Below are 13567 nucleotides of genomic sequence, written 5' to 3' on the forward strand. Positions count from 1 at the left end.
GAAATCACTTGCCGAGCAGCGGCTTTGTGAGGAATCGTCGATACGCTCCACGCCGGAAGCACACCGAAGAGGAGAGTCAGTGGTCGGGCCATACCGGGGGCTGTTCAGCGCACCCGGCGTCAAGGGTTTTGTCGTCGCCGGATTCGTCGGGCGGATGCCGATGTCGATGCTCGGCATCGGCGTCATCCTGCTCATCCAGAATCTCACCGGTTCCTACGCTCTGGCGGGTGCGGTGGCGGCCACCTTCAACGTCTCGTTCGCCGTAGCCGGTCCGGTGTCCGCGCGCCTGGTGGACAGGTTCGGTCAGGCCAGGGTAATCGTCCCGCTCGTCCTGATGCACGGCGCCGCGCTGACCGCGATGATGCTCTGTGCGAGGTTCGAGACACCCCGATGGATCCTGTTCGCCACCGGCGTCACGGCCGGCGCGACCGCGATCTCCCTCGGCTCGCTCGTGCGCGCCCGCTGGTCGCACCTGCTGACCGGGTCCCCCAGGCTTCACGCGGCGTTCTCCTTCGAGTCGGTCGCCGACGAGGTCATCTTCGTCACCGGACCCGCGCTGGTCACCGTCCTGGCCACCCTGATCAACCCTTATGCGGGCCTGATCGTCGCCCTGATCTGCACAATCGGCGGCACCCTCGCCTTCGCCCTGCAGCGCGGCACCCAACCGCCGGTCCGGCACGGCGAGCGACGCTCGGGCAGCCCGATCACCATCCCGGGGGTGGCCCTGCTGTCCGGCTCCTTCCTGGCGATGGGCGCGGTGTTCGGCTCGGTGGATCTGATCACGGTGGCGTTCGCCGACGAACACGGCGCCAAACCGGTCGCGGGGCTGCTGCTCGGCGCGTTCGCCGGGGGGAGTCTCGTCTCCGGGCTCTGGTACGGCGCGCGGCAGTGGAAGGTCTCCCTGCGCCTCAGGTTCGTCCGCGCGCTGGCGGTGTTCGCGCTCGGACTGGCCCCGATCGCCCTCATCGGCGACCTCAGGGTCATGGCCGCCGCGCTGTTCCTCGCCGGGCTGGCCATCTCCCCGACCATCATCACCGGCTACACGCTGATCGAACAGCTGGTCCCGGCCCGCCTGCTCACCGAGGGCATGGCCTGGATCTCCACCTCGGTCGGGTTCGGCGTGGCGCTCGGCGCCTGGGCGGGCGGCAGGCTCACCGACTCGTTCGGCGCTTCCAACGCCTACGGCTTCTCCTTCGTCTGCGCCCTCCTGGCCGTGGCCATCGGCATCGGCGGCTCCGCCTGGCTGCGAACCCCTGTTGCCCAGCAGTAATCATGAGTACTGTTCATGTTCACTGACGAAGCGGGCGACCCGGCGAACGCGGTGGCACGCGGCATGGGCTCCGGCCAGGACGTTGACGTCCCGTGGCCGCATTACGAAGGCTTGGCGACACTGAACTGACGCATCGTGAGCACACCGCGAAAACCCGATGACATCGAGTTGACGCGCCGTGGGAGCATCGCGGAAGCCCGGTGGTGCCGGCCGGGTGGGAGAAAGCATGAGCGAGGTCTTCCACAACTGGGCCGGGAACCAGATCTTCGCCCCGGCGGAGGTCCGTACGCCCTCCTCGGTGGAGGATGTGGCGCGGGCCGTACAGGACGGCGCCGCGACGGGGCGCCGGGTGCGCATGATCGGCACCGGGCACTCGTTCACCGGGGTCGCGCTCACCGACGGGCTCCTGCTGCGGCCGGACGCGCTGACCGGAATCCGCGAGGTGGGCGACGGCTGGGTGACGGCCGCGGCCGGGACGACGCTCTCCGTGCTCAACGAGGAACTCGACCGGATGGGCCTGGCCCTGGCGAACATGGGCGACGTCACCGCCCAGACCCTCGCCGGAGCCATCCAGACGGGCACCCACGGCACCGGCAGGGAGATCGGCGGGCTGGCCGACCAGGTCCTGGCCCTGGAGCTGGTGCTCGCCGACGGCGAGGTCGTCACGGTGCGCGGCGACGGCGAGGGAAAGATCCGCGACGGGGTGAGCGAGCGGGACCTGTTCGACGCGGCCAGGGTCGGCCTGGGCGCGCTCGGCGTGGTGACCGCGGTGACCTTCCGGGTGGAGCCGTCGTTCCTGTTGCGCAGCACCCGGCAGCCGATGTCGCTGACGGAGATCCTCGGCTCGCTCGACGCGATCATCGCCGGCAACGAGCACCTGGACTTCTTCTGGCTGCCGCACACCGACACCTGCCTGACCAAGCGCAACAACCGGAGCGAGGGACCCGCCGACCCTCCGAGCGCGTTCAGGCACTGGCTGGACAACAGGTTTCTGGAGAACACGCTGTTCGGCGCGCTGTGCGACGTCGGCAGGCGGTTTCCCGCCGCGATCCCCCGGCTCAACACGTTCTCGGCGACGGCGCTCTCGGCCTCGACCCACACCGACGCCTCGTACAAGATCTTCACGAGCGTGCGGGACGTGCGCTTCCTGGAGATGGAGTACGCCATCCCGCGCGAGCATCTCGGCCAGGCCCTCCATGAGACCCGCGAGCTGGTGGAACGGCGGGATTGGAAGATCACCTTCCCGATCGAGGTGCGGGTCACCCCGGCCAGCGACGCGTGGCTGTCCACCGCCTACGGCAGGGAATCGGCCTACATCGCCTGCCACATCTACCGGCAGACCCCGAATCCGGCCTATTTCGAGGGCGTCGAGGAGATCATGACGAGGTTCGGCGGCCGCCCGCACTGGGGCAAGATGCACACCCGTGACGCGGCCTACCTGGCCATGGTCTATCCCCGGTTCGCCGACTTCCAGGCGCTGCGAGACCGGCTGGACCCGCGGCGCGTTTTCACCAACGACTATCTGGACACCGTCCTGGGCTGACCCCGGGCGCCCGTTCCCCGAATCGACCGCTTCCTGCAACCTTTCGGTAAAGGGGGGCGCAAAGGCTCCCTTGAAGAGTGACGCGTCCGCGTGTCCTGTTGTTCCTGTGACGCCGGTGACAGGCAGATTCGGCAGACACCCGCGCCGCTCAACCCCGAGGGAGTCCGCTGGAGATGACCTTCTCCCGCCGTCCAGGCCCACCGCCACAGTCCATCGCCACGGATGGTGACGGTCCGCCTCCGCATACCTTTGCAATCGTGACATTTCATCCGAGGGTTGGCGGGCCGGACTCACCACCATCTTCCGGCTCTTGGTCGAAGTCCACAGCGGTATCCGGAGTTATTCGCGAGAATCCGATGAGGACCGCGAACTTGCTGCTCCATACCGGTGTCCTGTAAGTAGATGAATGGAGCAAATGTGACCGGCGTCACATCGCTGCGAGCCCCATCCAGGAAGGCGATGTTCGGACATGCCGGGTACGGTGCTGGCAGGCAACCGGCACACGCGAGAGACTCAAGGGTCCGGGGGAAGATTGAGCACGACGACGAAGGGACTCGCATGCAGGAGCTCCGACTCGTCGCGGTGAGCGAGGACGGGACCTACCTCGTGCTGGCGACAGCCGGCCGGGGCACCCGGTTCACGCTGCCCGTCGACGACCGGCTCCGTGCTGCCGTCCGCGGCAACTTCTCCCGTCTCGGCCAGTACGAGATCGAAGTGGAGAGTCCGTTGCGCCCCAAGGAGATCCAGGCCCGGATCCGTGCCGGCGAGACCGCTGAGGAGATCGCCGCCACGGCGGGCATCCCGGTCGAGCGTGTGCGATGGTTCGAAGGCCCCGTCCTCCAGGAACGTGAGTACATGGCTCAGCAGGCGCAACGCTGCGCCGTGCGGCTGCCGGGTGACTCCGCTCCCGGTCCCACCCTCGGCGACCTCGTCGCCGAACGGCTGACCCGTCGCGGCGTGCCCGCCGACGAGATCGAGTGGGACTCCGCCAAACGGGACGACAACCTGTGGCGGATCAAGCTCGGTTTCGTCTGGAACGGTCACACCCGTAACGCCGAATGGATCTTCGATCCACGACGGCGCCACATCACGCCGCACGACGACGAGGCCATGCGCCTGTCCGCGGGCGAGTACGTCGAGCCGGCCGAGGACAGCACGGTGACCCCCTTCGTGCCGCGCGTGGCCAAGCTCGCCCCGGTGCCGCCGCTGGCGCCCGAGCCGCTGAACCAGCCGCCCGTGTCCTTCCCCTCGGTTCTCCGGCACGAGCCACCGGCTCCGTCCCGGCCCGTCTACGCCCAGACCGAGCCGCCGGCCCAGCCCCGGCCGGCCTATGCCCAGACCGAGCCACCCGCCGCCTACCAGCAGCCACCGATGCCGCCGCTCCCGCCCGGCTACGAGGCGCCGAGGGTGTCGGTGCCCCCGCTCCGCGCTCCGGACCCGGCCGGCTACGAGCCGGACAGGCCCCAGGAGCAGGTCCGGCCGGCCGAGCCCGTCGCGCCCGTCGCGCAGGCCTCCGAGCCGGTCGCGTGGGCCACGTCTCCCGAGCCGGTCGCGCGGGTCATGCCCCCCGAGCCGGTGCCCGTGGTGGCCGAGCCCGTGTCCGTGACGGCGCCTGCGGCACCGGAGCCCGCCCCCGTCATTCCGGAGCCCATCGCGCAGGAGCCCGTCCGCCCCCCGGAGCCCGTCCGCCCCGTGGAGCCCACCCCCGCACCCGTCGTGGCGGCCAGGCCGGAGCCCGAGCCGGTCGCCGAGAGCGCTCCAGAGGTCGTCGAGGCCCCGGAGCCTCAGCCTGCCCCTCCCGTCGCCGCCGAGGTCAAGGCCGAGCCGGCCAAGACCGAGCCCGAGCCCGTCCGTGAGCAGCCCCCGGCTCCCGAGGCCGTCGCTCCCGAGGCCGCCGCCGGGCCGAAGGCTCCCGTGGCGGACAGCACGCCCAAGGCGAAGGAGACCCCCGCTCCCGAGCCCGTAGTGGAGACCCAGCCGGCCCAGGAGGGTCCGCTAGCAGTACCGGCGGCGCGCATCAGCGTGGACAAGGCCGAGCCGGTCAAGGAAGAGACACAGGGGGACACGGGGGCAATGCAGGAGACCGAGGCCGAGAAGCCCGCGGCGGAGAAACCCGCGGAGCCGCCGAAACCCGTCGAACCGCCGAAACCGGCTCCGGCACGGCCGGCCAAGAAGGCGCGGGGCCGGCGCGCGTCGGTGCCGACCTGGGACGAGATCATGTTCGGCGCTCGCCGCCAGGACTGACCGTACGGCGAAAGCGGGGGTGACCGGTGTTCCGGTCACCCCCGCTTTCGCCGTACGGGGAAACCTGTTCCGCGCCGCCGTCTTCGGGCGTTCCGGGGGTCTCGGAGGCTTCCAGCACTCTGCGAGTCCCGGGAGCCTCCGGAATTGTGAGAATCTCGGGACCGCCGAGGTCACGGAAACTCCGAAGGCTCCAGGACCGCGAAGGCCTGCGAAGTCTTCCGGGGTTGCGAGTCCCAGAGCTTCTGGGGTTACGAGGATCCCGGAGACCACCGAGGAGTGCGGAAACTCCGACAGCTCCCAGGCCTACGAGAAACTCAGGGATTTCCGAGGTCGCGAGAGCCCCCGGAGGCCTGGGCCGCCTCGGGGGTGACGAACGAGGCGAACCAGTCGGGGGTGACCTCGGCGGCGAAGGCCACACCCTCCACTTCGCCGACGTCGAGGGCCGCGTAACCTCCGCTGCCCGCGCCCACCCCGGCGGTCACGGTGAGCACGCCCGCACGCCGCTGGAACCAGGTCTGGCTCAACGTCCAGCCCACGACGGCCCGTTCCTCCACCACGGCCTGGGAACGGCGCAGCGAGCCCGAGCGGACCGACAGGCGGGTCCCGTCGTAGGTGTGGCCGAGGGACCGGTAGCGGTCCAGGCCGAGCGGGATGCCCAGCAGCGCGAGGATCGCGGCCGGCGCCGCGAGCCACCACCAGTAGGTGGACCACATCAGCGCGGCGGCCGACGCGCAGGCGACCACCACCAGCCACGGGAAGATCGCACGAAACAGCCGGCGCCTGCGTGCAGCCGCCGGATGCGGGCGAAGTCCGGAGGGAGCCGCGCCGATCGCCTCGCTCACCACGTCGAGCACCGTGTCGCGGGGCACCACGGGCAGCAGCTGGCCCCGGGTCGCCGAGTCGCCGAGACCGGTCACGATCGCCCACGCGCGGGCGAGCCTCATGCGGCGCTCGACCAGCCCCTCGACCAGCTCGAACCCCCGCACCCTGCGCCGCTCCAGCGACACGCTCCTGCGAGTGATCAGACCGCGCTCGGCGATGAGGTATCCGTCCCGGCCACGCAGGGTGAAGTCCCAGTTGAACACGCCGTACATGATCATGCCGACGACCGGCATGGCCAGCACCAGCAGTATCAGGGCTCCGGCAAGGAGGAGGGGATGTCCCCAGAGCCACTCCCCCGCGTCCACCACGACCCGTCCGTCGATCTTGAACTCGCTGCCCCACTGGAACGCCAGGCCGACGGCACCGGCCAGCAGCGCGAAGGGGGTCAGCAGGTAGGCACCCGAAAGCGGTCCGTAGACGAGCCACTTGCGCGGCAGCACGAAGAACACCCGCTCCGGAGTCGTGTCACCGACCTCGTGGCCGACGGCGGCGCGAACCGGGGTCTCCCGCGGCGCGCCGGAGGCGGCGGGAAGCGTGCCGGACGCGTCGATCTCCGCCGGGAGGTCGGATCCCGTCCCGGGAACGGTTCCACGCGCCTGAGCGCGTCTCGCCATCCGGGCGCGGGCATGCCAGAGCAGCACCGCCTTGAGTCGCTCCGCCTCCGCGACGGTCACACCGTTGAGTTCGCCTTCCTGCTTCTCGTCGCCGCTCGCCCCGGTGTCGATCCTGAGCACGGCGATGCCGAGCAGGCGGTGCAGCGGCGGCGTGCTGACGTCGACGCCCCGGATCCGCTCCAGCGGGATCGTCCGTACCGACCTGCTGACCAGCGACCGGCTGAGCTCCAGCCGGTCGTCGACGATCCGGTAGGTGAAGGTGACCCAACGGACGGCGGCGAAGGCGACCGAGCCGACGACGGCCACCGCGGCCCACACGAACGATCCGGGCGAGAAGCCGCCGAGGAACAGAACACCGGCCAACGGCAGGAGGAGCGAGGGCAGCATCCGGATCGGATCGGTCAGCAGCACCTTCGGGCTGAGCCGCAACGGCACACCGATCGGCAGGCCGTACTCCCACACCTCCGGGACGGCCCGCACAGCCGCAGACCCGCCCTCGGACGCGGCCTGCGGGGCCACTCCAGCCCCCGGGTCCGATGCGGCCCGCGCATACGCAGGCCCGCCCCCGGGTTCCGCGGGTCCGGCCTCAGACGGGGTCCGCGGGGCCGATCCGGCCCCCATGTCCGATCCGGTCCGCGCATCCGCGCGCCCGACCTCCGGTACGGCCTGGTCCGACCCGACTCCCGCATCCGAACCGGCCTGCGGGGCCGCGCGCCCGACCTCCGGTACGGCCTGGTCCGACCCGACTCCCGCATCCGAACCGGCCTCCGCATCCGGGCCGGCCTGCGGGGCCGGTACGGGGTTCTCCGGGTCTCGCCGGGGGCGGAGGTCCTCGGGGGCGTCCGGCTGTCCGGGAGGAGTCATGTCACCGGGAGATTCGGTCATGTCGCGTCGTCCCTGAGCTCCTCGGCCCGGCGGGCGAGCCCCTCGGCGAGGCCGGCCGCGACCGCGTAGTCGAGACCCTTGATCGTGGACGAGCCGGCGTGGGAGGCGGTGCGGATCTCGACCGTGGCCAGACCCAGCATCCGCTCGAACCAGCCCTGTTCCTTGTCCACCGTCTGGATCCTGCTGACCGGGACGAACACCCACTCCCTGCTGATCCAGCCCGAACGCGCGTAGACCACGTCCTCGCTGAACTCCCAGCGGTGCACGGCGTAGCGCCAGAACGGCTCGATGAACGTGCCGGGAACCAGGAGCACCGCCACCAGCACCGGCAGCCACCAGATGTTGTCCGTCGCCCAGCCGGGCAGCCAGGACCACCTGTCGCCGTCTATCCACCGGGCCAGGAAGTAGGAGCCGCCGATCAGGATGACGGCCCAGAAAACGGCCTCCAGCAGCCACAACACGATGGCCTTGCGGGAGACCGGGTTGGCGGGGTCACGCAGGGGAACACGACCGCGCCCCGGGACCCGCCGGCCATGCTCGCTCTCGCGACCGGCGCGCGCCGCCACGTTCGTGACATCCCTGTGTTCATCGGCTCGGTCGCTCACGCTGTCAGCCTAAACGGTCTTGCCCGGACGGGCCGACCCCTGTGGCGACGATCTGTCAGGGCGCCTTCGCCAAGGGTCGGTCCGGGGTCGGAAAAATGTCGGTGGGGCCGGGCATCCTGGGGGGCGTGAAAACCTAGGGAGAGGTGTCACCGGTGCAATATGCCATTCAGGCAGAAGGTCTAGTGAAACGGTACGGGGAGACCCGCGCGCTCGACGGGGTGGATCTCGTCGTGCCCCCGGGGCGTCTGCTCGGCGTCCTGGGACCGAACGGGGCGGGCAAGACCACCGCCGTGCGAATTCTCGCGACGCTGCTGAGACCCGACGAGGGCACGGCCTCGGTCGGCGGGTTCGACGTGACCAGGCAGGCCCATCAGGTGCGGTCGCTGATCGGCCTCACGGGACAGTACGCCGCGGTGGACGAGATGCTCACCGGCGTGGAGAACCTGATGATGATCGGCCGCCTGCTCGGCATGTCAAGGGCCGACTCGAGGGTGCGGGCGGCCGAGCTCCTGGAGCGGTTCGATCTCTCCGAGGCCGGCGGACGGGCGACCAAGACCTACTCGGGCGGCATGCGCCGCCGCCTGGACCTGGCGGCGAGCCTGGTGGGGCGGCCGCAGGTGCTCTTCCTCGACGAGCCGACCACCGGGCTCGACCCGCGCAGCCGCACCGAGCTGTGGAGCGTGGTGCGCGGCCTGATGGCCGACGGGGTGACGGTGCTGCTCACCACTCAGTACCTCGAGGAGGCGGACCAGCTCGCCGACGACATCGTGGTCTTCGACCACGGCAAGGTGATCGCCTCCGGCACCTCCGACGAGCTGAAGGCGACCACCGGGGCGCAGGTCCTGGAGGTCCGTCCGCTCCAGGCGGACCACCTCGACCTGGTCGCCCAGGTGCTCGGCGACGTCCTGGGCGAGGCTCCGAACCTCATCGGCGGAAAGGTCGTGACGTCCGTGCACGATCCCGCGGTCGTGCCCGTCATCGTGCGCCGCCTCGACGACCTCGGCGTCATCGCGACCGAGCTGGCACTGCGCAAGTCCAGTCTCGACGAGGTGTTCCTGGCTCTCACCGGGCATCCGGCGGAAGACGAGCCCACCCCCGAGATGGAAGAGGCTCTCGTATGACGACGCTGACGACGGCGATGCCCGTCGTGGCCAGGCGCGTCACGCCGCTGGCCACATTGCAGCAGACCATGACGCTCGCCTGGCGGAGCCTGGTCCAGATCAAGCACAACCCGTGGGAGCTGCTCGACCTGAGCATCCAGCCCATCATGTTCCTGCTGCTGTTCACCTACGTGTTCGGCGGCGCGATCTCCGGCTCGACGGGCGATTACCTGCAGTTCGCCCTGCCCGGCCTTCTGGTGCAGAACGCTCTTTTCTACACCCTGTCCACCGCGATCGGCCTGAACACCGACATCACCAAGGGGGTCTTCGACCGGCTCCGCAGCCTGCCCATCGCCCGCACCGCTCCGCTGTCCGGACGGATCATCGCCGACACCGTCAAGCAGGTGTGGGCGTTCGTCCTGCTGGTCGGGTTCGGCATGATCCTCGGTTTCCGCGTCACGACGAGCCTGCTGGGCGCTCTGGGAGCTCTGGCGCTGCTGGTGGTGGTCGCCCTGGCGATGTCGTGGATGTCGGTGCTGATCGGGCTCAAGGCGTCCAGCCCGGAGAAGGTGCAGATGATCTCCTTCTCGACGATGATGCCGCTCACGTTCACCAGCAGCGCGCTCGTGCCCTCCGACACCTTCCCCGGCTGGCTGCAGGCCTGGTCCGACATCAACCCCGTCACTCACCTGGCCAACGCCATCCGCGGCCTGCTGATCGGCGGAGAGGTCGCCGGGGCCACCCTCGTTTCGCTGCTCTGGGCGGCCGGCTTCGCCGTGGTCTTCGCTCCTCTGGCGATCCTCGCGTTCCGCAGCCGCGTCTAACCTGGCCGGAGCACCCGGCCGGGAGGACGACGCCCGAGCGTCGCGGCGACACGATGAGATCGCGACAACGGTGCGGCCGCGATACACGATGAGGAAAAACGGGGTGGTTACGTGCTCGTGGTCCACGGCGCATGGGTGGACGGACGGCTGGGCGTCTGGGCGGAGGACACCGCCCGGGCGCCCCTGCCCGCCTCTCGAGCCGCACTCCGCCGTCACCCGTTCGCGGCTCCCACGGCCACGCTGGTGGCGGCCCTCAACGGCGCCGCCACCCGCGAGGCGGGTCCGGAGGGGCCCTTCACCGGCGTCATGGCCGGAGCCGAGGATCGCGAGCTCACCATCCGGCTCCCCGGTTCGGCCACGGGTCCGCTGCCCTCTCCCGAATCCGGCCTGACGAGCCGCGCGCGGAGCCCGAAGATCTCCACCTGGCTCGTCCCCGCGCTGCTGTTCAGCCCCGTCGACGCGCTCTCCCTGCTCGGCCTCCTGTCCGATCCGAGCTCGGGCTCATCCGGCATCGGTGCCGCTCCCTCCGGCGTCGACTCCTTCTCCGGATCCTCGGGCTCCGAGACCGTGCGCGGGGGCGCCGAGAAGCCCGAATGGGGGCCCGGGCTCTCCCTCCGATATTTCGCCGTGGTCGCCGAGCAGGCGCGCGGCCTGGTGCGGCGTGGCCGGATCCTGCCCCAGCTCGTCGTCGAGAACGGCGAGCACTCGGCCCGCTGGCGCCCCGTGCTCACCGGTGCCGACCTGGCGATGCTGCGCGACCTCGCGGCCGCGATGCCTCCGGTCTGCAGGGCCGTACCCGGAGAGAGACCCTCCTCGGACGTGCTGCGCGAGGCGCTGAACGGCCTGGCCGACGGCGCGGCCCGGCTGTCCCTGCCCGACCGCCTGATCCTCAGCAGCCGGCCGGGGCTCAAGACGGCCCTGCCCGATCGCTGGCTGTACGCGCTGACCGGCGCGGACGCCTCGCTTCCCGCCGCCAGACCCGCCGAGGCCGGGGCGCTCGGCGACGCCCTCGCCGGATGGTTCGCCTCGGCGCACGAGCTGGACGGGCCGGTCCGGGCCTGCTTCGAGCTCATCGAGCCCGCCGGCGACGGCGAATCCTGGAGGGTGGAGTTCGGTCTCGCCCCGGCCGGTGACCCGGCCGGCTACCTGTCCGCCGATCGGATCCGGGCCGGGCAGCGCGCCCCCTGGCTTCCCGAGCGGCCGATGGAGCTTCTCCGCACCGACCTGAACCGCGCCGTACGCCTCCACCCCGACCTCTACACCGCGCTGCGCACGCCCGAGCCGTCCAGCCTGAAGGTCGAGACGGCCTGGGCGTTCTCCTTCCTGCGCAACGGCGCGCCCATGCTCAGGGCCGCCGGGTACGGCGTGCGGCTGCCGGCCTGGGCAGGGCGCCAGGGACTGGGCCTGAAGCTGACCACGCGGGCGGTCGCCGGCGACGAGGCGTTCGGCCTGGAGCGGCGGGTGAGCTTCCGGCTGGACGTGGCCATCGGTGACCACACGATCAGCGGCGAGGAGCTGGCCGAGCTGGCCCGGCTCAGGATTCCCCTGGTTCAGGTCAAGGGGCAGTGGGTGGAGCTGGACGACCAGCAGCTCAAGGCGGCTCTGAAGATCGTCGAAGAGCGCGGCGACGGTGAGCGGACCGTCAGCGAGGTGATCCGCGAGGTCGTGGAGGGCGGCGAGGAGGAACTGCCGCTGGTCGCCGTCGACGCCGACGGGCTCCTCGGTGATCTCCTCTCCGGCGAGGCCGACCGACGCCTCGCTCCCGTTGCCGTGCCGCGGGCCCTGATGGGCACGCTGCGCCCCTATCAGGAGCGTGGCCTGTCCTGGCTGAGCTTCCTGTCCGGACTGGGCCTGGGGGGCATCCTCGCGGACGATATGGGGCTCGGAAAGACCATATCCACTCTTTCGCTGCTTCTGTCGGAGCGTGAGAGCGGCCCGCACAGTCCTACGTTGCTGGTCTGCCCGATGTCCCTGATCGGCAACTGGCAGAAGGAGGCCGCCAGGTTCGCCCCCTCGTTGCGGGTCTACGTCCATCACGGCGCGACGCGGAGGCGGGAGGAGGAGCTCGCCGCGGCCGTGCGGGAGGCCGATCTGGTCGTCACCACGTACGGCACGACGCTGCGGGACCTGGGGGCGCTCGCCGCGCTCGACTGGGGCCGGGTGGTCTGCGACGAGGCCCAGGCGATCAAGAACAGCTCGGCGCAGCAGTCCCGGGCGGTGCGGTCCATCCCCGCCCGCACCCGGCTGGCGCTGACCGGCACGCCGGTGGAGAACCACCTCTCCGAGCTCTGGTCGATCATGGAGTTCTGCAACCCCGGCCTGCTCGGCCCGGCCAAGCGCTTCAGGCGCCGCTATCAGGACCCGATCGAGACCCCGATGACACAGCGCGACACCACCGCCACCGCCGCCACCGCCGCGCTGAAGCGGGCCACCGGGCCGTTCGTGCTGCGGCGCCTCAAGACCGACAAAACGATCATCTCCGACCTGCCGGAGAAATTGGAGATGAAGGTCTGGTGCACACTCACCGAAGAGCAGGCGAAACTATACAAAGCCGTGGTGAACGACATGCTGGGCAGGATCGACGGCTCCGCGGGCATCGAGCGGCGCGGCAACGTCCTGGCCACGATGACCCGGTTGAAACAGGTCTGCAACCATCCCGCGCATCTGCTGAAGGACGGCTCCCGGCTGGCGGGCCGGTCGGGGAAGCTGGCCCGGCTGGAGGAGCTGGCCGAGGAGGTCCTCGACGAGGGTGACAAGGCGCTGGTGTTCACCCAGTACACCGAGTTCGGCTCGCTCCTGCAGCCCTATCTGGCCGCCCATCTGGACCGGCCGGTGCTCTGGCTGCACGGAGGACTGCCGAAAAAACAGCGCGACGCGCTGGTGGAGCGGTTCCAGGACGACGACGAGCCGATGCTGTTCCTGCTCTCCCTCAAGGCCGCCGGCACCGGCCTCAACCTCACCGCCGCCAACCACGTGATCCACGTGGACCGGTGGTGGAACCCCGCGGTGGAGAACCAGGCCACCGATCGGGCCTTCCGGATCGGCCAGACCAAGAACGTCCAGGTCAGAAAGTTCATCTGCCTGGACACGCTGGAGGAGCGGATCGACGAGATGATCGAACGCAAGAAGACCCTCGCCGAGAGCGTCGTCGGCACCGGCGAAGACTGGATCACCAACCTCTCCACCGACCAGCTGCGCGAGCTGTTCCAGCTCGGCCCCGGGGCGGTGAGCTGACATGGAGCCCGTCACCGGGGTTGAGGACGCGCCGTTCGACGAGCGGCTGAACGACTTCTACTCCCCCTCCGTCTCCCTGAGCCGGCTGCGTCCCCGGCCCGACGCCGCGACCGCCCCCGCGGATCTGCTGCTGCGAGCGCTGGAGCCGCCCCCGGTCAAGGTCCGGCACATCCCGCTCGTCGACCTGCTCAGGAAGCCCTACCGGGAGCTGAGCGATGACTGACCCCGCTTCCTCCCGCACGGGCCTCCCTCACGGGTCGCACCACGGGCCCGGGCCGGCTCCGCCGAGCGGCCAGGGCGGCACACGACCGGAAAACGGAGTCCGCAGCGCGTTTCCCAGCGTGTTCGGCGAATGATCCTTCCACA

General features: G+C 70.5%; 9 protein-coding genes. 7 read left to right on the forward strand and 2 right to left on the reverse strand.

Annotated features, from left to right (window positions below; genetic code table 11):
- The first annotated feature begins 79 nt into the window (after nt 1-79).
- The 3 genes from DKM19_RS33100 to sepH all read left to right on the forward strand — a co-directional run bounded on the left by DKM19_RS33100 (nt 80) and on the right by sepH (nt 5057).
- Nucleotides 80-1270: an MFS transporter gene (locus tag DKM19_RS33100; RefSeq protein ID WP_110701164.1), complete on the forward strand. Its 1191-nt coding sequence runs from the start codon at nt 80-82 to the stop codon at nt 1268-1270.
- A gap of 226 nt (nt 1271-1496) precedes the next feature.
- Nucleotides 1497-2813, forward strand: a complete 1317-nt coding sequence (locus DKM19_RS33105) for a D-arabinono-1,4-lactone oxidase (protein WP_110701166.1) — start codon at nt 1497-1499, stop codon at nt 2811-2813.
- Between the two features lie 558 nt (nt 2814-3371).
- Nucleotides 3372-5057 carry a septation protein SepH gene (sepH, locus tag DKM19_RS33110; protein ID WP_110701168.1) on the forward strand — a complete coding sequence of 562 codons (1686 nt, stop codon included), beginning with the start codon at nt 3372-3374 and terminating at the stop codon, nt 5055-5057.
- 314 nt (nt 5058-5371) lie between these two features.
- On the opposite strand, the gene DKM19_RS33115 is transcribed toward sepH, so the two are convergent.
- Together DKM19_RS33115 and DKM19_RS33120 are read right to left on the reverse strand one after the other, a co-directional pair.
- The gene (locus DKM19_RS33115) at nt 5372-7438 is read right to left on the reverse strand and encodes a PH domain-containing protein (RefSeq protein ID WP_239513709.1); all 2067 of its coding nucleotides are present in this window, start codon (nt 7436-7438) and stop codon (nt 5372-5374) included.
- A complete protein-coding gene (locus DKM19_RS33120) occupies nt 7435-8043 on the reverse strand; it encodes a PH domain-containing protein (RefSeq protein ID WP_369986534.1) in 609 nt (202 codons plus the stop codon). Before DKM19_RS33120 ends, DKM19_RS33115 begins: the two co-directional genes overlap by 4 nt.
- Before the next feature lie 152 nt (nt 8044-8195).
- Here DKM19_RS33120 and DKM19_RS33125 point away from each other — a divergent pair, with 152 nt between their 5' ends.
- The 4 genes from DKM19_RS33125 (at nt 8196) to DKM19_RS33140 (ending at nt 13424) form a co-directional block, all read left to right on the forward strand.
- Complete coding sequence (locus DKM19_RS33125; RefSeq protein WP_110701170.1) at nt 8196-9164, forward strand: ATP-binding cassette domain-containing protein; 969 nt, start codon at nt 8196-8198, stop codon at nt 9162-9164.
- Nucleotides 9161-9967 (forward strand): ABC transporter permease, encoded by an 807-nt coding sequence (locus DKM19_RS33130; RefSeq protein ID WP_110701172.1) that lies wholly within the window; start codon nt 9161-9163, stop codon nt 9965-9967. Before DKM19_RS33125 ends, DKM19_RS33130 begins: the two co-directional genes overlap by 4 nt.
- Nucleotides 9968-10078: 111 nt before the next feature.
- Nucleotides 10079-13201: a DEAD/DEAH box helicase gene (locus DKM19_RS33135; RefSeq protein ID WP_110701174.1), complete on the forward strand. Its 3123-nt coding sequence runs from the start codon at nt 10079-10081 to the stop codon at nt 13199-13201.
- Between the two features lies 1 nt (nt 13202).
- A complete protein-coding gene (locus DKM19_RS33140; RefSeq protein WP_110701176.1) occupies nt 13203-13424 on the forward strand; it encodes a hypothetical protein in 222 nt (73 codons plus the stop codon).
- Nucleotides 13425-13567: the final 143 nt, after the last annotated feature.

This window comes from Streptosporangium sp. 'caverna', from assembly GCF_003203775.1.
GTDB classification, from domain to species: Bacteria; Actinomycetota; Actinomycetes; order Streptosporangiales; family Streptosporangiaceae; genus Streptosporangium; species Streptosporangium subroseum.

Excerpts from the sequence above, each read along its gene's own strand:
- DKM19_RS33105 (WP_110701166.1), top strand. The coding sequence starts at position 1,497 with ATGAGCGAGGTCTTCCACAACTGGGCCGGGAACCAGATCTTCGCCCCG.
- sepH (WP_110701168.1), top strand. The coding sequence starts at position 3,372 with ATGCAGGAGCTCCGACTCGTCGCGGTGAGCGAGGACGGGACCTACCTC.
- DKM19_RS33115 (WP_239513709.1), bottom strand. The coding sequence starts at position 7,438 with ATGACCGAATCTCCCGGTGACATGACTCCTCCCGGACAGCCGGACGCC.
- DKM19_RS33130 (WP_110701172.1), top strand. The coding sequence starts at position 9,161 with ATGACGACGCTGACGACGGCGATGCCCGTCGTGGCCAGGCGCGTCACG.
- DKM19_RS33140 (WP_110701176.1), top strand. The coding sequence starts at position 13,203 with ATGGAGCCCGTCACCGGGGTTGAGGACGCGCCGTTCGACGAGCGGCTG.